Annotated in this window: 17 protein-coding genes; 6 read left to right on the top strand and 11 right to left on the bottom strand. The window is 71.3% G+C overall.

All coding sequences use genetic code 11. From position 1 onward, the window contains the following. Nucleotides 1–49: 49 nt before the first annotated feature. From KUF83_RS33750 to KUF83_RS33740, 3 genes are read right to left on the bottom strand one after another with little or no spacing between them, the layout of a single operon-like run. Entirely contained in the window at nt 50–958 is a 909-nt protein-coding gene (locus tag KUF83_RS33750; RefSeq protein WP_217458816.1) for a carbohydrate ABC transporter permease, read from the bottom strand. Further along, a complete protein-coding gene (locus KUF83_RS33745) occupies nt 955–1,881 on the bottom strand; it encodes a carbohydrate ABC transporter permease (protein ID WP_217458815.1) in 927 nt (308 codons plus the stop codon). The genes KUF83_RS33750 and KUF83_RS33745 overlap by 4 nt, the downstream gene beginning before the upstream one ends. 5 nt (nt 1,882–1,886) lie before the next feature. Continuing rightward, nucleotides 1,887–3,170 carry an ABC transporter substrate-binding protein gene (locus KUF83_RS33740; RefSeq protein WP_217458860.1) on the bottom strand — a complete coding sequence of 428 codons (1,284 nt, stop codon included), beginning with the start codon at nt 3,168–3,170 and terminating at the stop codon, nt 1,887–1,889. Nucleotides 3,171–3,415: 245 nt separating this feature from the next. On the opposite strand from KUF83_RS33740, the gene KUF83_RS33735 reads away from it, so the two are divergent. Beyond that, nucleotides 3,416–4,459, top strand: coding sequence for a LacI family DNA-binding transcriptional regulator (locus KUF83_RS33735; RefSeq protein WP_217458814.1), 1,044 nt, complete (start codon nt 3,416–3,418; stop codon nt 4,457–4,459). Between the two features lie 130 nt (nt 4,460–4,589). Here KUF83_RS33735 and KUF83_RS33730 read toward each other — a convergent pair whose 3' ends face one another. Both KUF83_RS33730 and KUF83_RS33725 read right to left on the bottom strand, forming a co-directional pair. Beyond that, nucleotides 4,590–6,158 carry an alpha-L-fucosidase gene (locus KUF83_RS33730; protein ID WP_217458813.1) on the bottom strand — a complete coding sequence of 523 codons (1,569 nt, stop codon included), beginning with the start codon at nt 6,156–6,158 and terminating at the stop codon, nt 4,590–4,592. A 39-nt stretch (nt 6,159–6,197) separates the two neighbouring features. After that, nucleotides 6,198–8,084, bottom strand: coding sequence for a family 20 glycosylhydrolase (locus KUF83_RS33725; protein WP_217458812.1), 1,887 nt, complete (start codon nt 8,082–8,084; stop codon nt 6,198–6,200). A 238-nt stretch (nt 8,085–8,322) separates the two neighbouring features. Here KUF83_RS33725 and KUF83_RS33720 point away from each other — a divergent pair, with 238 nt between their 5' ends. After that, on the top strand, nt 8,323–9,675 hold the full coding sequence (locus tag KUF83_RS33720) for an amidase (RefSeq protein WP_217458811.1): 1,353 nt from the start codon (nt 8,323–8,325) through the stop codon (nt 9,673–9,675). A gap of 90 nt (nt 9,676–9,765) precedes the next feature. Here KUF83_RS33720 and KUF83_RS33715 read toward each other — a convergent pair whose 3' ends face one another. Together KUF83_RS33715 and KUF83_RS33710 are read right to left on the bottom strand one after the other, a co-directional pair. Next, on the bottom strand, nt 9,766–10,248 hold the full coding sequence (locus tag KUF83_RS33715; RefSeq protein WP_217458810.1) for a GNAT family N-acetyltransferase: 483 nt from the start codon (nt 10,246–10,248) through the stop codon (nt 9,766–9,768). Nucleotides 10,249–10,311: 63 nt separating this feature from the next. Continuing rightward, nucleotides 10,312–10,479, bottom strand: coding sequence for a hypothetical protein (locus tag KUF83_RS33710; protein ID WP_217458809.1), 168 nt, complete (start codon nt 10,477–10,479; stop codon nt 10,312–10,314). A 393-nt stretch (nt 10,480–10,872) separates the two neighbouring features. Between KUF83_RS33710 and KUF83_RS33705 the strand changes: the two genes are divergently transcribed. From KUF83_RS33705 to KUF83_RS33690, 4 genes are all read left to right on the top strand, one after another. Next, nucleotides 10,873–11,961, top strand: a complete 1,089-nt coding sequence (locus tag KUF83_RS33705) for an S-(hydroxymethyl)mycothiol dehydrogenase (protein WP_217458808.1) — start codon at nt 10,873–10,875, stop codon at nt 11,959–11,961. After that, nucleotides 11,961–12,590, top strand: coding sequence for an MBL fold metallo-hydrolase (locus tag KUF83_RS33700; RefSeq protein WP_217458807.1), 630 nt, complete (start codon nt 11,961–11,963; stop codon nt 12,588–12,590). Before KUF83_RS33705 ends, KUF83_RS33700 begins: the two co-directional genes overlap by 1 nt. A gap of 146 nt (nt 12,591–12,736) precedes the next feature. After that, nucleotides 12,737–13,207, top strand: coding sequence for a hypothetical protein (locus KUF83_RS33695; RefSeq protein ID WP_217458806.1), 471 nt, complete (start codon nt 12,737–12,739; stop codon nt 13,205–13,207). A 109-nt stretch (nt 13,208–13,316) separates the two neighbouring features. Beyond that, entirely contained in the window at nt 13,317–14,072 is a 756-nt protein-coding gene (locus KUF83_RS33690) for an SDR family oxidoreductase (protein ID WP_217458805.1), read from the top strand. A gap of 117 nt (nt 14,073–14,189) precedes the next feature. Here KUF83_RS33690 and KUF83_RS33685 read toward each other — a convergent pair whose 3' ends face one another. From KUF83_RS33685 to glgC, 4 genes are all read right to left on the bottom strand, one after another. Further along, the gene (locus KUF83_RS33685; protein ID WP_217458804.1) at nt 14,190–15,686 is read right to left on the bottom strand and encodes an SDR family NAD(P)-dependent oxidoreductase; all 1,497 of its coding nucleotides are present in this window, start codon (nt 15,684–15,686) and stop codon (nt 14,190–14,192) included. Nucleotides 15,687–15,844: 158 nt separating this feature from the next. Continuing rightward, the gene (locus tag KUF83_RS33680; RefSeq protein WP_217458803.1) at nt 15,845–17,206 is read right to left on the bottom strand and encodes a wax ester/triacylglycerol synthase family O-acyltransferase; all 1,362 of its coding nucleotides are present in this window, start codon (nt 17,204–17,206) and stop codon (nt 15,845–15,847) included. A gap of 202 nt (nt 17,207–17,408) precedes the next feature. After that, nucleotides 17,409–19,778: a GH92 family glycosyl hydrolase gene (locus KUF83_RS33675; protein ID WP_217458859.1), complete on the bottom strand. Its 2,370-nt coding sequence runs from the start codon at nt 19,776–19,778 to the stop codon at nt 17,409–17,411. 136 nt (nt 19,779–19,914) lie between these two features. Continuing rightward, complete coding sequence (glgC, locus tag KUF83_RS33670; protein ID WP_217458802.1) at nt 19,915–21,135, bottom strand: glucose-1-phosphate adenylyltransferase; 1,221 nt, start codon at nt 21,133–21,135, stop codon at nt 19,915–19,917. Nucleotides 21,136–21,201: the final 66 nt, after the last annotated feature.

Below are 21,201 nucleotides of genomic sequence, written 5' to 3'. Positions count from 1 at the left end.
GTGGGGGCGTGGGGCTCGTGCGGGCGGGTGGCCCGGGGCGCCGGCGGGCTCAGCCCTTGACCGCGCCTTCGCCGACGCCGCGGAAGAAGTACCGCTGGAGGCAGGCGAAGAGGGCGATCAGCGGCGCCACCGCGATGATCGTGCCCGCGGCGACGAGCCGTTCGTCGTTGGCGAAGGTGCCGTGCAGGTAGTTGAGACCGATGGTCAGGGTGAACTTGTCCGGATCGCTGAGCACGATGAGCGGCCACAGGAAGTCGTCCCAGGCGCCCATGAAGGCGAAGATCGCGACGACGGCGAGGGTGCCCTTCACCGACGGCAGGGCGATCCGCAGGAACCGCTGCCAGGTGTTCGCCCCGTCGACGAACGCCGCCTCCTCGATCTCGTAGGGGAGGTTGAGGAACGCGTTGCGCATCAGCAGGACGTTCATCGCGCCGATGCAGCCGGGCAGGACGACCCCGATGAGGGTGTTGTTCAGGCCGAGCTCTCGCATCGTCGTGAACTGGGCGATGATGATGCCCTCCACGGGCACGAGCATCGCGAGGATGAACACGAAGGTCGTCACCTTGCGGCCGCGGTAGCGCAGCCGGGCCAGCGCGTAGCCCGCGAGCGCCGAACCGACGCAGTTCGTCACGACGTTGGCGGTGGCGACCTTCAGCGAGTTGAGGGCGTAGTCCCAGACGGGGATGGTCTCGGCGACCCGTTCGTAGTTGTGCAGGGTCGGGTCGCCGGGCAGGAACCTGGGCGGCGAGCTGAAGATGTCCTCGGTGGGTCCCTTCAGCGAGGTGGAGAGCTGCCACAGGAACGGCCCGACCGTCAGTGCCAGGACGGCGAGCAACAGCAGGTAACGCAGCGCGAGTTCCCACACCCTCACGCGGCGCCCGTGCTCGTCGGTGACACGCGGCGGGTGGGACTCCGCCACGGCGGCGGGCGCCTCGCTGACCTTCTCGGCGACGCTCACGCGTCCTCCTTCCGGTCGGCACGCAGCACGAGCAGCATCAGCGCGACGGTGACGACGAAGACGACGACGGAGATGGCGGAGGCGTAGCCGACCCGGCCGGTCAGCCCCGTGCCGGTGCGCTGGACGAGCATCACGAGCGTGGTGTCCTCGCCCGCGGGGCCGCCGTCCGGTCCCGCCATCAGGTACACCTCGGAGAACACCTTGAAGGCGGCGACCGAGGACAGTGCGCCGACCAGCACCATCGTGGAGCGGACGGCGGGCACGGTGACGGTGAGGAAGCGGCGGACCGCGCCCGCCCCGTCCACCGACGCGGCCTCGTGCAGCTCACGCGGCACGTTGGCGAGCGCGGCCAGATAGATGATCATGTAGTAGCCGAGGCCCTTCCAGACCGTGACCGTCATGGCGCTCAGCAGGAGCAGCCACTGGTCGCTCAGGAAGCCGACCCTGCCGACGCCGATCGCCTCCAGCAGCGAGTTCACCAGGCCGCGTTCGTCCAGCAGCCACACCCAGATGAGGCCCACCACGACGATGGAGGCGACGACCGGGGTGTAGAACGCCGACCGGAAGAAGGCGATGCCGGGGATGTTCTTCTGGACCAGGAGGGCGAGCAGCAGGGGCAGCAGGACGAGCGCGGGGACCACCCCGAGGACGTACAGCGTGCTGTTGCGCAGGCCGATCCAGAACATCTCGTCGTGCAGCAGCTCCCGGAAGTTGGCCAGGCCCACGAACTCGCCGGGGACCAGCGTCCGGCGGTCGGTGAAGGCGTTGACCAGCGTCGAGACGAAGGGGTACAGGATGAAGATGCCCACGACCAGCAGGCCCGGAGCGGCGAACAGCCAGGGACTGGTGGGCAGTTGGCGCCGCACCCGCGCGCTGCCGGTGGCACGGGCGCGGGCCGGGGCGGTACTGGAGGAGCTCGCCATGCCGGTCAGCCCTGCTGCTGGAGCAGCCGGTCGCACGCCTTGACAGCGTTGTCGAGCGCTTCCTTCGGGCTCACCTTGCCCTGCAGCGCCTTGGCGACGGAGTTGCGCAGCTCGGTCTTCATCTGCTCGCTGAACAGCACCGGCGTGTAGTTGACCGCGTTCTTCAGGGACTTGGCGGCGGCGACCCGGACGCGGGTCTCGTCCGTACCGTCCTCCTCGGTGAAGTACGGGTCGTCGAGCGAGCCGGCGGTGCTCGGGAAGATCGCGACCTTCTTGGCGAACGACATCTGGTTCTGGGCGTCCGTGACGAAGTGCGCGAAGGCGACCGCGGCGGGCGTCTGCTTGGTCCGGGCGTTCACCATCACGCCCATGACGTACATGTTGACCTTGCCCGTGCTGGTGATCTGGTCGGTGATGCCGATGTTCTTGTAGAGGTTCGGGGCCTGCTTCTTGAAGTTGCCGAGGTCCAGGGCGCTGCCGGGGTTCATGGCGACGGCGCCGGTCAGGAACTTCTTGCCGGACGACTCGGGAGTGGCGGTCAGCGCCTGCGGGTCGAGGGCCTTGGCGTCGTACAACTCCTTGTACTTGGTGAGGAGTTCGACTCCCTTGGCGTCGTTGAAGGCGAAGGCCGTGCCCTCCTTGTTCATCAGCTCCACGCCGTAGCGGCCGAAGTCCTCGATGGTGGGCACATTGGCGAGGGTGGCGACCTTGCCGTCGCTCTTGTCCGCCAGTTCCAGGGCGTCGTCGAAGAGTTCGCCGTAGGTCTTCGGAGGCTTCGAAGCGTCCAGGCCGGCCTCCTCGAACAGGGACTTGTTGTAGAAGAGCGGGCCGGTGTTCAGGTACCAGGGGAAGGCGTAGGTGCCCTGCGTGCCCGGTATCTCGTGGCTGGCCCACGCCCCCGGCAGGTACTCCTTCTTGTACTTGGCGGCGGCCTTGTCGAGGTCCAGGGCGAGACCTGCCTTGGCGAGCGGGGCGACGAGGTCCGGTGAGACGTTCACGACGTCGGGCAGGGTGCCGCCGGCCGCGTCCGCGCTGATCTTGTCGGCGTAGCCCTCGGCGGGCTGGTCGACCCACTTCACATGGGTGCCGGGGTACTTCTTCTCGAAGTCGGCGACCAGGCCCTCGAAGTACGGCTTGAAGTTGGCCCTCAGGTTCCAGGTCTGGAAGGTGATGTCGCCCTCGACCTTGCCGGAGGCGTCCGTGGAACCGCTGTCGTCACCCCCGGAACCGCAGGCACTGAGCGGCAGGACCAGGGCGACGACAGCGGCGGCGAGTGCTCTGCGAGGCATGCGCACGGTGACCGGGCTCCTTTGCGACGGTGTGGGTCGGAGGTGACGGGCAGACCTTGCATCCATACCGGTGGGGAAGTCAATGGATTCCGCCGCGCTAAATTCATTAGCTCGACATAACACCAGGTCAGAAGCCCACTACTCGCCTCTTGCGGTCGATCACTAATGCGCTTTAGAGTGGTCCAACTCAAGCGCATTAGTGTTGAGCTCCATTGAGCAGGGCTTCACGGGGAATGGGGGCAGGGTTGCCAGCCAAGCGGTCTCCCGCGCGACGGCCGACGATGAAGGACATCGCGCGGCGCGCCGGGGTCTCCGAGAGCGCCGTCTCGTTCGCGCTCAACGACCGGCCCGGGGTCTCCGAGATCACCCGGGACCGGGTGCGCCGGGTCGCCGAGCAGCTGGGCTGGCGGCCCAGCACCGCGGCACGCCAGCTGTCCGGCGAGGGCGCCGCGACGGTCGGTCTCGTCGTGGCCCGGCCCGCGGACACCCTCGGCGTGGACTCGTTCTTCCTGCAGCTCATCTCGGGCATCCAGGAGGTCCTGGCGGAGCGTCATCTCGGTCTGCTCTTCCAGGTGGTCGAGGACGTCGACGACGAGTGCGCCGTGTACCGGCGCTGGTGGGCGGAGCACCGGGTGGACGGAGTGCTGGCCGTCGACCCCCGCACGGACGACCCGCGCCCCGGCCTGCTCGACGAGCTGGGGCTGCCCGCGGTGGTCATCGGCGGGGCACCGGACGCCCGGCATCCCGGACTGTCCACGGTCTGGGCCGACGACGCGGCAGCCATGGAGTCCGTCGTGGGGCGCCTGCACGCGCTGGGCCACCGCCGGATCGTGCACATCGCGGGGCTGCCCGGCCTCGCGCACACCGAGCGGCGGATCCGTACGCTGCGCGCCGAGGCCGAGCGGCGCGGGCTCTCGCAGGTGCGCTCGGTGACGACGGACTACTCGGACGCCGAGGGTGCCGCGGTCACGCGCCGTGTCCTGGAGGGCGCTTCGCCGCCGACCGCGCTGGTCTACGACAACGACGTGATGGCTGTCGCCGGTGTAGCCGCCGCGACGGAACTGGGCTTCTCGGTGCCGGGCGACGTGTCGGTCGTCGCCTGGGAGGACTCGGCGCTGTGCCGCATGGTCAAGCCGTGGCTGTCGGCGCTGTCCCGCGACACGGTGGAGTTCGGCCGGACCGCGGCGCAGGAACTGACCTCACTGCTGGACGGCGGCCCGGCGCGGACCGTACGGGTGCCGGTGCCTCGGCTGATCGAACGGGAGAGCACGGGGCCCTGCGGGGCTTGAACGGGAGGGAGTGGGGGTGGACGTCGCCGTGCGACGGCCACCCCCTGTCGGTTGGGGAGCGGGGCCGTGTTGCGTCTGCGGGTCCGTCGTGGCTGGTCGCGCAGTTTCCCGCGCCCCTCACGGGGCGCTGTCAGGTTCGCGAGCGGTACAGCTCGAACCGGGCGAGGTGAGCCGTTCGGCGCGAGCGCGTCACCCTCACTCGCCACCGTCGGGCCCGTACGGGAGCCGCCAGCAGCAGGATGCGGCAGGCGCCGATCGTGCCGGCCTCGGCCACCCGCGTCCAGGTGCCGGCGAGATCGGCCTCGACGACGAAGCCCTCCACCTGCTGGCCGTGCCGGATGTCCTCGGCGAGGCGGATCCGGTCGACCTCGCGGGCCCGGCCCAGGTCGACCGTGACCGTGCCCGGTGAAGCCTTCACCCGGGCTCCGCGCGCCAGGTCCTCGGGCAGCTCCCGGTCGATCCGTTCGCGGAACTCCCGCAGGCGGGTGACGTCCGCGGCCGGCAGACGCCCCTCCTGGTCCGGCGGGACGTTCAGCAGCAGTACCGCGTTGCGGCCCACCGACCCGAAGTAGATGTCCGTCAACTGCTGTACGGACTTGGGCTGTTGGTCGGCGTGGTAGAACCAGCCGTCCCGGATGGACACGTCCACCTCGGCCGGCCACCACTGCAGGTGGTCGGCCACGGGCTGCGCGGCGACCAGGGCATTCCGGCCGCCCATGTCGGGCGCGTCGTAGGAGAGCGCGAAGTCCGTGCGCCCGTTGTCCTTGTCCTGTACGGGTACGACGCTCCACTCTTTCTCACGGGCCAGCCCGCCCTCGTTGCCGACCCAGCGCACGTCGGGCCCGGACACGGCGACCGTGGCGTCCGGCGCGAGGCTCCGGATCAGCGTGTACCAGCTGTCCCAGTCGTACTTCTCGACCTTGTCCGGCGGGATACGGCCCTGCGCACCGTCGAACCACACCTCGTCGACCGGCCCGTACTCGGTGAGCACCTCGTAGAGCTGGTTGAGCATGTGGGCGCCGTAGTCGGTGGCCGGCAGCCTGAACGCGGGGCCACCCGTACGGTCGTCGCCGGCCACCGGTGTCGGGATCGCGTGCTCGGAGCGGGCGCTGCCGTTGGCGTACACGCCGTGCAGGTACTGGTTCTCGTCGGCCGGTGAGACGTAGACCCCGACCTTGATGCCGTGGCGGCGCATCGAGTCGGCGAACGAGCGCAGGACGTCGCCCTGCCCGCCGCGCCAACTGCTCGACGCCACCGTGTGGTCGGAGTAGCGGGAGGGATAGAGCACGAACCCGTCGTGGTGCTTGACGGTGAGGATGGCGAGCTTGAATCCGCCGTCGCGCAGGGCGCGGGCCCACTGGTCGGTGTCGAGGCCGGCCGGCTGGAAGACGTCGGGATCCTCGTCGCCGGTCCCCCATTCGAGGCCGGTGAAGGTGTTCACGCCGAAGTGCAGGAAAGCGGTGCGTTCGAGTGCCTGCCAGGCGATCTGCCGTTCCGTGGGCCGGACCCGGGACGCCTTGCGGACCAGTTCCTCCGGGGTGTCGTCGGGGCTGACGGGAATCCGGTACCACGGCTCGTCGGCAGCGGCGGAGCCGACGGGGGCAGCGGCGGGGGCGGAGGACGCGAGCGCCAGGGACGTACCGCTGGACGCGACGAGAGTGGCGGCTGCCGTGACGAAGAGACGTCTGGAGACTGCCATGCGGGTGGGCTCCTCAGGTCTGGGGGTCAGCTGGGCGGGTCATCCGGCGGCCAGGTGCCATGCGGCGGGACGCCGCTGGTCCGGCGGGTACTGCGCGAGCCGGCCGTCGTCGCTCACGTGCACGGCCATCTGCGTGATCGCGTTGACGAGCCGGTAGCCGCCCGCCACGGGCGCCAACTGCCAGCGCTGCAGGGTGTTCGCGGCGTCACAGGCCTGCCGGGTCACCTCGGTCCCGGGCTGGAGCGGCACGTTGAGCGTGAGCTTCCCGCCCCGCACTTCGAGGCAGCCGTCCGCGGTCTTCAGGGTCACGTAGCCGTCCGGGGTTCGCCGGGTCTCGGCCGTGAAGGCCGTGGCCCCCGCGCGGAAGGTGTACGTCCCGTCCGCGACCGGCACGCGGGTGAGGTCGCGCCATCCGGGGGCGTGGCCCACGGCCGCCGCGCGAGCGGTGAACCGGGCGTAGGTGGCGTCCGGACGAGGGCTGCCCCAGGTGGCCTGCGCGATGTGGCGCAGTGCCGGGTCGGTGTCCTGCGCCACCTCGTTCTCGGTCTCGCCGCGGCCGTTGTCGGGCCACAGGCTGATCTTCGCGCCGGTGATGCCCTCGCGGGAGGCGAGCTTCTCGCCCTCGAAGCTGCGTGGGTCCCAACTCTGGTCGTACAGGCTCTCGGTGTCCGAGTGGAAGCCGCCGCGGACGAGATAGAGGGCGTAGGCCGCGTTCATCAACGGGTAGCCCTGGGCCAGGAGTTGACTTGGCTTCGTCGCCACGTTCAGCCAGTGCTCGACCGTCGTCCCGGCCGTGACGGGCACGGTGTTGGCGCCGGTGAGACCGTCGTTCCAGATGCGCAGCTCCTTGCCCCTGGCCGCCGCGTAGGCGTGGACACGGTTGACGAAGTCGATGAACGCGTCCTGCGGGGTGGCGTCCGCGCCGTACTTCGCCCGGGCGTACTCCAGGACCTGCGGGTACTTGGCGAAGTCCGAGCCGAGCATGTACTCGTCGGCGCCCATGTGCCACGAGTCGGCCTTGAACACCTCCGCGTACTCGTCCATCAGGCTCGTGTAGTAGGCGAAGGCCTCGGGGCGCGTGATGTCGAGCCGGGACGGCTGCTTGTCGCCGTCGGAGTCGGTGAGCTGGAGATCCGGGCGGTTCTCGATCCACGGGTCCATGTGCCCCGGGGAGTTGATCTCCGGGATGATCGTGACGTGGTACTTCTCGCCGAGGGCGACGAGACGGCGTATCTCGTCCTTGGTGTAGTAGCCCCAGGTGTTGGCCTCGGGGTGCGCGTCGCTCTTCACCTTCAGTTCGAGCAGCAGCTGGTTGAGCTTGTGGTACGCCATGTCGCGTACGAGGTTCTCCAGCCAGGCCGGGGTGATGTGGACGTAGCAGGCGCAGACGCCGACTCCCCGCTCCTCGTAGCGGGGCACGTCGACGGTGTGTCCCGCGGGCAGCCGGTCTCCCTGCGCGAGGAGCTGAAGGACGGTCCGGGTGCCGTAGAAGGCGCCGGTCTCGGTCGCGCCCGACACCGACAGGCGCTCGCCCGCGCGGAGTTCGTACCCCTCCTTCCCCAGCTCGGTCCTGGCGGGCGTGACATCGACAACGATGTCGCCCTTGCGCGCTCCCCTGCTCACGACGGGGACGGTGCCGTGTCCCGCCGCCCGCAGATCGCCCGCGAGGGTGGCCGCGACGCGGCGCTCCGCCGTGCCGTCCGCGACGAGACGGGTGCCGCGTCCGTAGACGTACTGGCCGGATCCCGGCGTCCAGTCGGACAGGGCAGGGACGGTGACCGGGGGCGTGGCGTCCGCCGCCTCGGCCGCCCCTGCCACGGGGACCGGTGCCGCGAGCAGCAGGAGCGCCGTCACGACACCGACCAGCCGGGACCGTCCTGGATACGCACGCTTGGCTTCCGTACTCACGGGCACCCTCCCATTCATCGGAGGTGTGATGATTGGGCCGGCTTCGAGGGCTGTCAATGGGGTGCGAAGTCGGCCAAGTTGAGCCAGTGGTCGGATGACCTGCCACTCCGTGGGTGCGGCCGGCCAGTCCCGGCATCGAAAGTCCAAGAGGAGCGCAGCGAATGTCCAAGCACGGCGGCTCTCGACTGGACGGTCCGTGCCGGGGCACAGTGCTCCTCGAACTCACCAGTACGCCCACGTCCCCCGAGGAGTCGCCGTGACCAGCTGGGCCGGCCGGACCGCCGCAGAGATCGCTGCCGCAGTACGCGAGAAGCGGGTCACCCCCCGCGAGGTGGTGGCCGAGCACCTCGCCCGGATCGAGCTGCTCGACGCCCGCGTGGGAGCCTTCCGCCACCTGCGCAAGGCGGCCGCCCTCACCGAGGCGGACGAGGTGGCGGAGCGCGCGGACCTGGCCGAACTGCCTCTCGCGGGCGTGCCGGTGGCCGTGAAGGACAACCTGGGCGTACGCGGCGAGTCCACCCGTAACGGCAGCGCGGCGAGCCCGGACACCCCCGCGGACGAGGACCACGTCACGGTGGCCAGACTCCGTGCGGCGGGCGCCGTCGTGATCGGCCTGACGAACGTCCCCGAGCTGTGCGTCTTCGGCACCACGGAGGGCGTGCACGGCACGGCACGCAATCCGTGGGACACGACGCGCACGGCCGGCGGCTCCTCCGGCGGCAGCGCGGCCGCGGTCGCCGCAGGCATGGTGCCCATCGCGCTCGGCAACGACGGCATGGGCTCACTGCGCATACCCGCCGCCAACTGTGGCCTGGTCGGGCTGAAGCCCGGACACGGCGTCGTCCCGGCGGGGATCGGCCACGGTGACTGGTTCGGGATGTCCGAGAACGGGCCGCTGGCGACGACGGTCGAGGACGCGCGGCTGATGTTCTCGGTCCTGTCCGCGACGGAGACCGCCGGGCCCGGGGAGCCCGTCACCCGGACGGTCGCCCTCTCCGTGCGGAGCCCGCTGGTGGGGGTTACCGTCAGCCGGCCCTACGCCGACGCGGCCCGTGCGGCGGGCGAGTTGCTGGCGACGGCGGGACATCGGGTCCGGCGGGCGGATCCGCCGTATCCGGTGTGGCTGGGGACGACCTCGCTCGCCCACTGGACGGCGGGGACGGCGGTGGACGCGGAGGGACTCGATCCGCGGCGGCTCGCCCGGCGGACCCGGGTCCACGCGAGCATGGGACGGCGGTTCGTGGACTCGGTACGCACCGGTGTGCGCCGGCAGCAACTGCGGGAGAGGCTCACCCCCTTCTTCGCCGCGCACGACGTACTGCTCACTCCCGCGCTGGCCCGGCGGGGGCCGGCCGCCGCGGAGTGGCACAAGCGGGGGTGGCTGCGGAACGTGCTGGCCAACACGAACTACTCGCCGTTGACGCCGCCGTGGAATCTGACGGGATGGCCGGCGATGTCGGTGCCGTTCGGGGTGCTGCCGTCCGGGGCGCCGTGCGCCGTTCAGCTGGTGGGACGGCCCGGTTCCGAGGCGGTGCTGCTGGAACTGGCGGGGCAGTTGGAGGAGCTGCGGCCCTGGACGCGGACGGCGCCGATCGGTGCCGCGCGGTAGAGGTCCCGGCAGCTTGTCCGCGGTCCGTCGGGGCCGGCCACGGTCCCTCACACCTCAAGAAGAGGCTGCGTTTCCCCGGGGCCCGACCGGTCAGAGCGCGCGGTGCATGACGTGCAGGCCCACCCTGCCCTCGGTGGGGTGGTCGTACGCGTCGGGGATCGTGCCCACGATCGTGAAGCCCAGTGATGTCCACAGCTTCACGGCGGGGTTGGTCTCCACGACGGCGTTGAAGACCATCGCCCGGTAGCCGTCGGCCTTGGCCGTCCTCAGGACGTGTTCGGCCAGCGCCCGGCCGACGCCCCGTCCCGAGTGGTCGGGGTCGACCATGAATCCGGCGTTGGCGACCGCGGCCGCGGGGCCCGCGTAGTTGGGGGTGACGTAGGCGGAGCCGAGGACGCGTCCCGTGGTGTCCTCGGCGACGTACACCCGCTTGCCCGGCGCCATCCACAGGACGCGGGCGTCCTCCTCGGAGGTGTCCGGGTCCCAGGCGTAGGTGTCGGCACCGGAGACGATGCGGTGCCAGAACGGCCAGATGTGCGGCCAGTCGGTGTCCACGGCTTCCCTGATCAGCATGGACGCGAGTCTGGCACGTCCATGCCGATCAGCGATCCAGGGGCCCTCCGTGGTCCTGGGCGGTCAGTCCACGCTGGGCAGGATGTGGGGTTCGGCGAGGTCGTCCTCGTAGCCCGCCAGGCGGATGGGGGCGGACCTGGCCCACACCTCGAGACTGCCGAGCTTCTCGGCCCGACCTGCGTCCGTACGGTCCTTGGTGCCCTGATCGAGATTCGTCTTCTCCGGTGTCACCGCGCACTCCTTATGTGTCGGGTCACCCTCGGGGCGTGCAGGACCACTCTGCTACCGGCCGCTCCACGCCCGCTCGGGTTTGAGTAAAGGCAGTTCGGACGCGGTGGCGCCGGTCAACTCACATGAGAGCAGGCCGTGGTGACTGGCTTGTCCCGGGACGGACCGTGGGTGTGGGTGGAACCCAAATGAGCTGTCCGTCCCGTACAGGGTAACCAAATGAGCGGGCCGCCGCTCGATGGGGCTGAAAACAAGGTGTAACCATCTGAAGTCGCCGGGCCTTCACCGGGCGCTCCGCACACCGTGTTTCACTCGGTTGTCCACAGGCGCGGATCCACCCGTCCGGCCCTGTGCCAACATGATCAACGCCCCACTGTCCATGCGAAGGAGCCCGACATGGCCGCCCAGCAGGTACGCGGTGTCATCGCCCCCGGGAAGAACGAACCGGTGCAGATCCGGACGATTCTCATTCCGGACCCGGGTCCCGGCGAGGCCGTGGTGAAGGTGCAGGCCTGCGGTGTCTGCCACACCGACCTGCACTACAAGCAGGGCGGCATCAGCGACGACTACCCCTTCCTGCTCGGCCACGAGGCGGCGGGCGTCGTCGAGGCGGTCGGCGAGGGCGTCACCGACGTGGCCCCCGGCGACTTCGTGATCCTCAACTGGCGAGCGGTGTGCGGCCAGTGCCGGGCCTGTCTGCGCGGGCGCCCCTGGTACTGCTTCGACACGCACAACGCCAAGCAGAAGATGACCCTGGAGGACGGCACCGAGCTCTCCCCCGCCCTGGGCATCGGCGCCTTCGCCGAGAAGACCCTGGTCGCGGCCGGCCAGTGCACCAAGGTCGACCCGTCCGTGTCCCCGGCGGTCGCGGGCCTCCTCGGCTGCGGCGTGATGGCCGGCATCGGGGCGGCCATCAACACCGGCGGGGTGGGCCGCGGCGACTCGGTGGCCGTCATCGGCTGCGGGGGCGTGGGCGACGCCGCGATCGCCGGTGCGAACCTCGCCGGGGCCGCGAGGATCATTGCTGTCGACATCGACGACCGCAAGCTCGAGAAGGCCCGCACGATGGGCGCCACCCACACGGTCAACTCCAAGGAGACGGACCCCGTCGAGGCGATCCGCGAGCTGACCGGCGGCTTCGGAGCCGACGTCGTCATCGAGGCGGTCGGCCGGCCCGAGACGTACAAGCAGGCGTTCTACGCCCGTGACCTCGCGGGCACGGTGGTCCTGGTCGGTGTCCCCACACCGGAGATGAAGCTCGAACTGCCCCTGCTGGACGTCTTCGGCCGCGGCGGCAGCCTCAAGTCCTCGTGGTACGGCGACTGCCTGCCCTCGCGCGACTTCCCCATGCTGGTCGACCTCCACCAGCAGGGCCGCCTGGACCTGTCGGCGTTCGTGACGGAGACCATCGCACTCGACGCGGTGGAGCAGGCCTTCGACCGCATGCACGAGGGCGACGTGCTGCGCTCGGTGGTGGAGCTCTGATGGCCGCCCGCATCGAGCACCTGGTCACCTCGGGCACCTTCAGCCTGGACGGCGGCACCTGGGACGTCGACAACAACGTGTGGATCGTGGGCGACGACACCGAGGCCGTCGTCATCGACGCGGCGCACGACGCCGACGCCATCGCCGAGGCCCTGGGCGACCGCACCCTGCGCGCCATCGTGTGCACGCACGCGCACAACGACCACATCGACGCGGCCCCGGCGCTGGCGGCGCGCACCGGCGCACCGGTCCTGCTGCACCCGGACGACCTGCCGCTCTGGAAGCAGACGCACCCGGACCGGCTGCCGGACGGCGAACTGTCCGACGGCGAGCGGCTCTCCGTGGCGGGCGTGGAGCTGACCGTCCTGCACACCCCCGGCCACGCGCCGGGCGCCGTGTGTCTGTACGCCCCGGAGCTGGGTGCCGTCTTCACCGGCGACACCCTCTTCCAGGGCGGACCGGGCGCGACGGGCCGGTCGTTCTCCCACTTCCCGACGATCGTCGAGTCGATCCGGACCCGGCTGCTCGACCTGCCCGCCGAGACGGTGGTGCGGACCGGGCACGGCGACTCGACGACGGTCGGCGCCGAGGCCCCGCACCTCCAGGAGTGGATCGACCGGGGGCACTGAGAGGGGCTGTCCGCCCCGGGAGCCACGGCCCCGGGGCGGGACCTTCGCACGGTGCGCAGTTCAGTTCCCGTTGGCCCGGCCGAAAGCCGGCCATGGTCTGCTGGCGCGAGACAACGGCCTTTCTCGCCCGCAGGGAGGACTGGCGCATGGAGCTGCGCAGTGTCGAGGAACTGATGGATCTGCTGCACGCCTGCCGAGGGACCCGGGGCACCGCCTGCCTCGGAGGCGCCCCGGTGGATCTGCACGAGCACGCCCTGCAAACCGCCGCGCTGCTGCGCCGGGGCCGCCCCGCCGACAAGGAACTCCAGGTGGCGGGTCTGGTGCACGTCGTCGGGCAGTTGCTGCGGCCGGGTGGCGTCGCGGTCCACGCCGACCACGCGGCCGACGCGGTCCGGCCGTTGCTCGGCGAGCGCGTCGCCCTTCTCGTACGTCTCCACGGGGATGCCGGGGTGCGTCACGCCGTGCTGGACGAGCCGGACCTGGAGGACGTGCTGATACTGCGGCAGGCCGACGAAGCAGCCCGGACCGCGGGTCTGGACGCGGGGGTGCTGGAGGACTGGCGCACGGTGCTGGAGCTCGTGTCGGCCCGGCACGCGCGGCTGGGCGCCGTCGACTGACCGCTCTCCTGCCGGACAGCGGCACGCCTGGCGGCGTCACTCCTGGCAGCGGCAAAGCCCTGCCGGACGGGGCCTGTCGGCTGACGGTCCGTCATGAGACGGTACGCGGATGATGTCGCCGCACGCGCTGGAGGGCAGGGTCGCCATCGTCACCGGGGCCTCGCGAGGGATCGGGCTGGCCGTCGCCGAGGGGCTCGTGGCGGCGGGGGCGCGGGTCTGCGTCACGGGGCGGGACGCAGACGGAGTGCACGGCGCCGCCGCCCGGCTCGGCGGCGTGGGCCTCGCCGGCACCGTCGCCGATCCGGCGCATCTGCGGGAGCTGACCGCGCTGGCGATGGACGAGTACGGCCGGATCGACGTGCTGGTGAACAACGCGGCGACCAACCAGCCCTACGGCCCCCTCATGGACGCCGACCCGGACGGGTGGGGGAAGGCGTTCGCGATCAACGTGGAGGCGCCGCTGCGGCTGGTGCAGCACGCGTGGCGGGCCTGGATGGGTGAGCACGGCGGCTCGGTCGTCAACATCTGCACCGAGGGCGCGGCGCACGTCGGGCCGAACCTGGGCGCCTACGGCACGAGCAAGGCGGCCCTCATCCATCTCACCCAGCAGCTCGCGGGCGAGCTCGCCCCCGGGGTGCGGGTCAACTCCGTCTCCCCCGGCCTCGTACGCACCGAGATGGCGCGCTTCGTCTGGGAGCCGGCCGAGGACGACATCGCGGCCGGGCTCCCGATGGGCCGCATCGGTGAACCCGCGGACATCGCCCGGGCCGTCGTCTGGCTGGCCTCGGACGCGGCGGAGTGGGTCACGGGGACGGACCTGCTGGTGGACGGCGGCACCAGGGTGCGCGCGGCGCACCGCCCCTGAACGGCACGCGCGACTGGACACCGGCCCACGCTCGCAAGGGGCGCGGGGGCTGAGCGCCCAGCCCTCACCGGCCCGCACCTTTCGTGCGACGTCAGTACGCCCGGCCCCGCGCGGCGGCTACCACTTGCCGGGCGCGTAGTCCTTCAGGAACACCCCGTACAGGTCCTCGCCCTGCTGACCGCGCACGATCGGGTCGTACACGCGGGCCGCCCCGTCGATGAGGTCGAGCGGCGCGTGGAAGCCCGCGTCGGCCAGCCGCATCTTGTCCGGGTGGGGCCGCTCGTCGGTGATCCAGCCGGTGTCGACGGCGGTCATCAGGATGCGGTCCTTCTCGAACATCTCCTGGGCGCTGGTGCGCGTGAGCATGTTGAGCGCGGCCTTGGCCATGTTGGTGTGCGGGTGGCCCGCGCCCTTGTAGCCGCGGTTGAAGACGCCCTCCATGGCGGAGACGTTCACGATGTACCTGCGGTCGGCGTCGGCGGCGGCCATCGCCCCGCGCAGCCTGCTGATGAGGATGAACGGCGCGGTGGAGTTGCAGAGCTGGACCTCCAGGAGCTCGATGGGCGTGACCTCCTCGACGGCCTGGATCCAGCTGTTGGTGTCGTGCAGGTCGGGCACGAGGCCGCCCGCGTCGATGGCGGTGCCGGCGGCGATCCGCTCCAGGGAGGCGGAACCGGACACGAGCGCGAGACCGGTGACGTCCTGTGCGGTCAGCGCGCCGCTGCCCGCGACCGGCAGCGCGGAGACGGCGCCGGAGCCGAAGGTGCCGATGACCTCGGCGGGCGGCAGCTCACCGGTGGGCAGCGGACCGGATTCGGCGGCGAGCAGCTCGCTGTAGGCGCCCGGGGAGCGGCGTACGGTCTGCGCGGCGTTGTTGATCAGGATGTCGAGCGGGCCCTCGGCGGCGACCGAGTCGGCGAGCGCGACGACCTGGGCCGGGTCGCGCAGGTCGATGCCGACGATCTTCAGCCGGCCGATCCACTCGTCGCTGTCGGGCATGGCCTTGAAGCGGCGGATGGCGTCGTTCGGGAAGCGCGTGGTGATGGTGGTGTGCGCGCCGTCCCGCAGCAGCCTGAGGGCGATGTACATGCCGATCTTGGCGCGGCCGCCGGTGAGCAGGGCGCGCTTGCCGGTGAGGTCGGTGCGGGCGTCACGGCGGGCCCGGTTCTCGGCGGCGCACTTCTGGCAGAGCTGGTGGTAGAAGAAGTCGACCTCGACGTAGCGGGTCTTGCAGGTGTAGCAGGAGCGGGGGCGCTGGAGTATCCCCGCGATCTCGCCGGCCTCGGTCACCGACGACGGCAGGACGCCCTCGGTCTCGTCGTCGATGCGCTGGGCGGAGCCGGTGGCCGTGGCCTCGGTGACCGCCTTGTCGTGGGCGGTCTTTGCGGCCCTGCGCTCCTGGCGACGGCGCTGCTTGACCGAGCGGTAGATGCCCGCGGTGGCGCGGCGGACGGCCACGGCGTCGGGGTGGTCGACGTCGATCTTCTCGAGTTCGTCGAGCACACCGAGGCACACGGCCAGCCGCTCGGGGTCGATACCGGGACCGTACGAGCCGTCCGGAGCCTCTGCCGTGTCCACGGCGGGGGCCGCCTGGCTGTCCTGTGTCACCGTCATCGCCGTTGCCGTTCCTCGGGTCTGTGCGCCGCGCTCGAACCGCGCTCGCTTTCGAAGGCGGAATTTTACGGAGTGCGGGGCAAAGGCACCAAACCCGCGATGATCACCGGTCTCCCGCGGGCCCGGCGGGGCGGTCCGCCGGGCCCGCGGGGAAGGGTTCAGGACACGCAGGCGGCGCCCAGTTCCGCCACCTCGGCGGTCAGCGCCCCGGCCAGCAGGTCGAGGTCCGGGACGGCCTTCGCGTCGGCGACGAGCCCGTAGTGGACCCGTCCGCGGAACGTCGACACCGCAACCGCGAGGGCCTGGCCCCGGGCCAGCGGGGCGAGCGGGTACACCTCGGTCAGCGGGCAGCCGCCGAGCTTCATGCCGATGCCGGGCAGCGGCACGCTGGTGACCAGGATGTCGAAGAGCAGCCTGGCCGCCTGGCCCACGACGGGCCCGCCGAGCCGGTGGCCGAGCGCCGGGACGTGGTCGGCGAGCAGGGCGACGGCGCCCGCGCCCCGATTGGGTCCCGCGTCCTTGTTGCGGTTCATGGCCGTGCGCACGGCGGTGAGGCGTGCCAGCGGGTCCGGATCGTCGACGGGAAGCCGTATCAGGTATCCGGAGAGCCGGTTGCCCTGCGGGTGGGCGGTGCGCGGGCGGCGTCGCGAGACGGGGATCAGGGCCCGGGGTGCCACCCCTTCGCTGCCGTCGCCGCGCTCGTCCAGCCAGCGGCGCAGGGCGCCCGCGACGACGGCGATGAGGACGTCGTTGACGGTGCCGCCCACGCTCTTGCGGATCATGTGGATCTCGTCGAGTTCCACGGCGACGCCCGCGACGCTGCGGGTGCCGGTGGGCTCCGAGACCAGGGCCGGGGAGGACCGTACGCCCAGGGTGGCGCGGGCGACGGACGTGCCGATGTCGAGCGCCCGGCCGACGTCGGAGAGTGTGCCGCGGACGAGCTCCGGGAGCTTCGTCAGGTCGGGGAGCAGGCCCCGGGCGGGTTCCTCGGGACGCGGACGGGGTGCCGGCATCTCCACGGGGTCGAGGATCGCGGCCGCGAGCGTCAGGGCCCGCAGTCCGTCCGCAAGGGCGTGGTGGAACTTGAAGAGCACGGCGAAGGAGGTTCCCTCCGTGCCGGGCACGACGTGTGCCTCCCACGGGGGCCTGTCCCGCTCCAGGGGCCGCTGCATGATCGCGCCGGCGGCGGCGTGGAAGTCCGCGGCGGGGGCGTGCAGACGGACGTGGTCGAGCGGCTCGAAGTCCGGGGCCGCCTCCCGGGCGGCGCCGCCGAAGGCGAGCGGCCCGAGCAGGCCGAAGGCCGGTGACCGGCGGAGGTCCAGCGGCCGCCAGATGTCGCGGATCCGCATGCGCAGGCCCGGTACACCGGCCGCGCGGGCCGCGAGCAGATCGGCCGCGTGCCGGGCGGCGGCGGGCGAGGTGGCCGTGAAGATCCCGAGTGCCCCGAGGTGCATGGGGTGCTCGGGGGACTCGATGTTCCAGAACGCCAGGTCGAGAGGTGCGAGAAGGTCAGAGGTCAAGGATTTGGCTCTCGCGTCGGCGGCGGGTGAGTCAGCAGTCAATCCCGGGCAGGCGATTACGGTCAAGTACGATCTAGTTACCCACAGTTAACAACAGATTAAGTCCCGCTCCTTGTGGGAGGAGCGGGACTCGTGTGGCCTACGAGGCTTTTCGGAGTGGGCGACATCACGCCGGAGCGGGTGTCGCCCGTCCCCCGTCAGCTCACTTCAGGGCCGGTGGCGCCGCGTCCGCGGCCGTGCCCCAGCCGGACGGCTCCGCACCCACCGTGAAGGCCAGCTCCCGGATGCCCCGAAGCGCACCGGTCGTCAGGTACGTCCGGTCGAGGGCGGCGCCGTCGCCGCGCACCGACCGGATATAGCGGGCGGTGTCCGAGGTGCCGGGAGCCGTCACGGTCAGCCTGCCCAGCGGGTGGAAGCGGCGGTCGAGCACGAGGTCGGTCCGTTCGAAGACGGGCGTGGACAGGCCCCAGGTGTCGGATCCGGGCTGCACCGGGAAGATCCCGATCGACGACAGGACGTGCCAGGCCGACATGGTCCCCAGGTCGTCGTTGCCCGTCATGCCCGTGGGCGTGTCGGTGAAGAGCGTCAGCGCGGCGTGCACCACGTCGGTGGTCTTCCACGGCTGCCCGGTCGAGAGATACGTGTACGGGGCGATGAGGTCGGGTTCGTTCTGCGGGTTGTAGGTGGCCGCGTTGTAGTAGGCGTACGGCCCGTTGACCCATACCTCGCGGGCGGTGCGCCCGGGGTCCTTCAGGAGCCGCTCGTACGCGAAGAACGCGTCGAGCCGGTCGTTCGCCGCCTTCCGGCCGCCGATCAGGCCGATCATCCCGGGCAGGTCCTGCGGAACGAGCCACTGGTACTGCCAGGACGTGCCCTCGTGGAATCCCGTGCTCCTGGCCGGGTCGGCCACACCGGTGAAGGCGCCCGAGGCGTCCCGCGCCCGGAAGAAGCCGGTCGAGGGGTCGAAGACCCGGCGGTAGTTCTGCGCGCGGGCGGCGTACCGCGCGGCGTCGGCCTCATGGCCGAGGTCCCTCGCCATCTGGGCGAGCATCGCGTCGGACAGGGCGTACTCCAGCGTCGCCGACGCCCCGTGGTCGTAGTCGGAGTCGCCGGGCTTGGCGTGCGGGCGTCCCTTGATCGTGGGGACGAAGCCGCCGGCGACGTACTCCGCGTTCGCCTCGCGTCCCACCGCGGGCGAGTCGGCGGGCGGCACGCCGTCGGCGTTCCTCCTGAGCGCGCGGTAGGCCCGCTCCTCGTGCCCCTCCAGCAGTCCCTGCTGGTACGCGTTGGTGAGGAACGGGGTGACCGGGTCGCCGGTCATGATGTTCGTCTCGACCGTCCCGTAGCCCCACTTGGGCAGCCAGCCGCCCTCCTCCCCGACCGTGAGGACGGAAAGGGCCATGTCACGCGACTCGCGCGGCGCGAGGAGGGCGAGGAGCTGCGCCTGGGTGCGGTAGGTGTCCCAGAGCGACCAGTTCTGGTAGTAGGTGAAGCCCTTCGCGCGGTGGACCTTGCGGTCCCATCCCGTGTAGCGGCCGTCGGCGTCGTTGCCGAGGTTGGGGGCGAGGAAGGAACGGTAGAGCGAGGAGTAGAAGGTGCGGCGGAGCGTGGGGTCGCCGCCCTGTACCCGTACGTCGTCGAGCCGGTCCTCCCACGCCCGCCGGGCCCCGTCCCGGACGCCGTCGAAGGAACGGCCGCCCTCGGACCGGAGGTTGACGGCGGCGCCGCGCGCGTCGACGTACGACAGGGCGGTGGTCGCCTCGACCGTGCGGTCCTTCGTGGTGTCGAAGCGGACGTAGGCGCCACCGCGCCCCGGGCCCGCCGAGCGGGTGGAGCCCGCGGTGACGGTGTCGCCCCGCCAGGTGCCGGACGTCGTGAACGGCCGGTCGAAACGGGTGAGCGTGTAGACGGTGTACGGCCTGGTGGCCTGGCAGAAGCCGCTACCGGTGATCGCGGTGCGTACGGTGCGGTCGTCCAGGATCTCCACCTTCGTGGAGACCGTCCGGTGCAGCGCCTGCCCCGCGTTCAGCAGGACGTTCGCCTTGTCGGTGGCCGGGAAGGTGTAGCGCTGCACACCGGTGCGGCCGGTCGCGGTCAGCTCCGCGTCGATGACGGACGCGTCGCCGCCGGTGCCGCTCCGCAGGCCGACCCGGTAGTAGCCGGGGCTCGCCTTCTCGGTGGCGTGGTCGAACCGGGCGGCGTACTTCGCGTGGTCGGTCAGCGTGACCTCGCCCGTCGTGGGCAGGACGGGCAGGTCGCCGCCGAGGCGGCAGCCGACGCCGGAGAGATGGACGAGGGAGAAGCCCCGGACGCGGTCGTCGGAGTAGTCGTAGCCGGTGTTGTGGCCCGTGTCCGGGGAGAACTGCACCATGCCGAACGGCACGGCGGCGCCCGGGAAGGTGTTGCCCTCCCGCTCGGAGCCGATGAACGGGTTGACCAGATCGGTGAGCCGGTCCCCGCCCGGCTCGGATGCCAGAACGGCGGGAGCGCCGAGCGCGCCGCCCAGCCCGAGCAGGGCGGCGACGGTCACCGCCGTCGCCGTACGCAGGCACGGGCGTCCGGTCCATCTCATACGGATGTCCTCCATCGTGTCGGGCTGGATCGCCTGGCGGTCATGCGCCATGAGACCGCTCGGTTCGCCCGACACGCCGGACATCCACGGGTGGGCCGCGCCGCTGCCACCCCGGCAGCCCAACGCGCCCCGGCCGCTACGACACGTGCTGGCCCTTGCCGAGGGCGATCACACCGTCCTTGGACACCGTGTAGAGCTCCTGGTCCCGCTCCGGATTGACGCCGATGGTCGCGCCCGGCGGCACCTGCACGTTCTTGTCGAGGACCGCGCCGCGCACCACCGCGCCCCGGCCTATGTGCACGTTGTCGTGGAGGATGGACCCCTGGACGACGGCTCCCGGGTCGACGACGACGCCCGGGGAGAGAACCGAGCGGGTGACCTGGCCCCGGATCAGACAGCCCGCGCTGATGATCGACTCGCTGGCCATGCCGCCCGCGTTGAACCGGGCGGGCGACAGCTGGCCGGAGCTCGTGTAGATGGGCCAGCTGCGGTTGAAGAGGTTGAAGGCGGGCCGCTCGGCGATCAGGTCCATATGGGCGTCGTAGTAGGCGTCGAGGGTGCCCACGTCACGCCAGTAGCCCTGGTCGCGGGTCGTCTCGCCGGGCACGTGGTTGTCGCTGAAGTCGTAGAGCCGGGCCTCGCCCCGGTCGGTGAGCTGGGGCAGGATCGACCCGCCCATGTCGTGCACCGAGTTCGCGTCCTCGGCGTCCCGCTGGAGGGCCTCTATCAGGGCCTTGGTGGTGAAGATGTAGTTGCCCATCGAGGCGAAGACGCACTCGGGGTCGTCGTGCAGGCCGGGCGGGTCCGCGGGCTTCTCCAGGAAGCGCTCCACCGTCTGCCCGTCCGTGCCCGGCGTGATCACGCCGAAGGACGACGACTCGGCCCGCGGCACACGGATGCCGGCCACGGTCACCCCCGCGCCGCTGTCGATGTGCTGGGCGAGCATCTGCCGCGGGTCCATGCGGTAGACGTGGTCGGCGCCGAACACCGCGACGTACTCGGGCTGCTCGTCGTACACGAGGTTCAGGGACTGCAGGATCGCGTCGGCGCTGCCCAGGTACCAGCGCGGGCCGAGCCGCTGCTGGGCCGGGACCGGCGTCACGTAGTTGCCGAGCAGGCTGGACATCCGCCAGGTCGTGGTGACGTGCCGGTCGAGCGAGTGCGACTTGTACTGCGTCAGTACGCAGATGCGCAGGATGTCCGCGTTGACGAGATTGGACAGGACGAAGTCGACGAGGCGGTACGTGCCGCCGAACGTGACCGCTGGTTTGGCCCGGTCCGCGGTGAGGGGCATCAGGCGCTTGCCCTCTCCGCCCGCCAGCACGATCCCGAGCACCGAAGGCCCACCACGACGCATGGCCGCTCCCCTCACCCTTAAGTGACCCATGCCTGCCCCCGAGCAGGACGTACTACGCCTGTTCGG

The sequence above is a fragment of the Streptomyces sp. BV286 genome (assembly GCF_019090165.1).
In the GTDB taxonomy this organism is placed as follows: Bacteria; Actinomycetota; Actinomycetes; order Streptomycetales; family Streptomycetaceae; genus Streptomyces.
Note: the sequence above shows the minus strand (reverse complement) of the source record. Positions and strands in the feature narration are given on the sequence as shown.

What these genes read in the sequence shown, in the direction of transcription:
- KUF83_RS33690 (WP_217458805.1), top strand. Translation starts at nt 13,317, where the DNA reads ATGATGTCGCCGCACGCGCTGGAGGGCAGGGTCGCCATCGTCACCGGG.
- KUF83_RS33700 (WP_217458807.1), top strand. Translation starts at nt 11,961, where the DNA reads ATGGCCGCCCGCATCGAGCACCTGGTCACCTCGGGCACCTTCAGCCTG.
- KUF83_RS33740 (WP_217458860.1), bottom strand. Translation starts at nt 3,170, where the DNA reads ATGCCTCGCAGAGCACTCGCCGCCGCTGTCGTCGCCCTGGTCCTGCCG.
- KUF83_RS33685 (WP_217458804.1), bottom strand. Translation starts at nt 15,686, where the DNA reads ATGACGGTGACACAGGACAGCCAGGCGGCCCCCGCCGTGGACACGGCA.
- KUF83_RS33725 (WP_217458812.1), bottom strand. Translation starts at nt 8,084, where the DNA reads ATGAATGGGAGGGTGCCCGTGAGTACGGAAGCCAAGCGTGCGTATCCA.
- KUF83_RS33675 (WP_217458859.1), bottom strand. Translation starts at nt 19,778, where the DNA reads ATGAGATGGACCGGACGCCCGTGCCTGCGTACGGCGACGGCGGTGACC.
- glgC (WP_217458802.1), bottom strand. Translation starts at nt 21,135, where the DNA reads ATGCGTCGTGGTGGGCCTTCGGTGCTCGGGATCGTGCTGGCGGGCGGA.
- KUF83_RS33745 (WP_217458815.1), bottom strand. Translation starts at nt 1,881, where the DNA reads ATGGCGAGCTCCTCCAGTACCGCCCCGGCCCGCGCCCGTGCCACCGGC.
- KUF83_RS33695 (WP_217458806.1), top strand. Translation starts at nt 12,737, where the DNA reads ATGGAGCTGCGCAGTGTCGAGGAACTGATGGATCTGCTGCACGCCTGC.
- KUF83_RS33715 (WP_217458810.1), bottom strand. Translation starts at nt 10,248, where the DNA reads ATGCTGATCAGGGAAGCCGTGGACACCGACTGGCCGCACATCTGGCCG.
- KUF83_RS33730 (WP_217458813.1), bottom strand. Translation starts at nt 6,158, where the DNA reads ATGGCAGTCTCCAGACGTCTCTTCGTCACGGCAGCCGCCACTCTCGTC.
- KUF83_RS33705 (WP_217458808.1), top strand. Translation starts at nt 10,873, where the DNA reads ATGGCCGCCCAGCAGGTACGCGGTGTCATCGCCCCCGGGAAGAACGAA.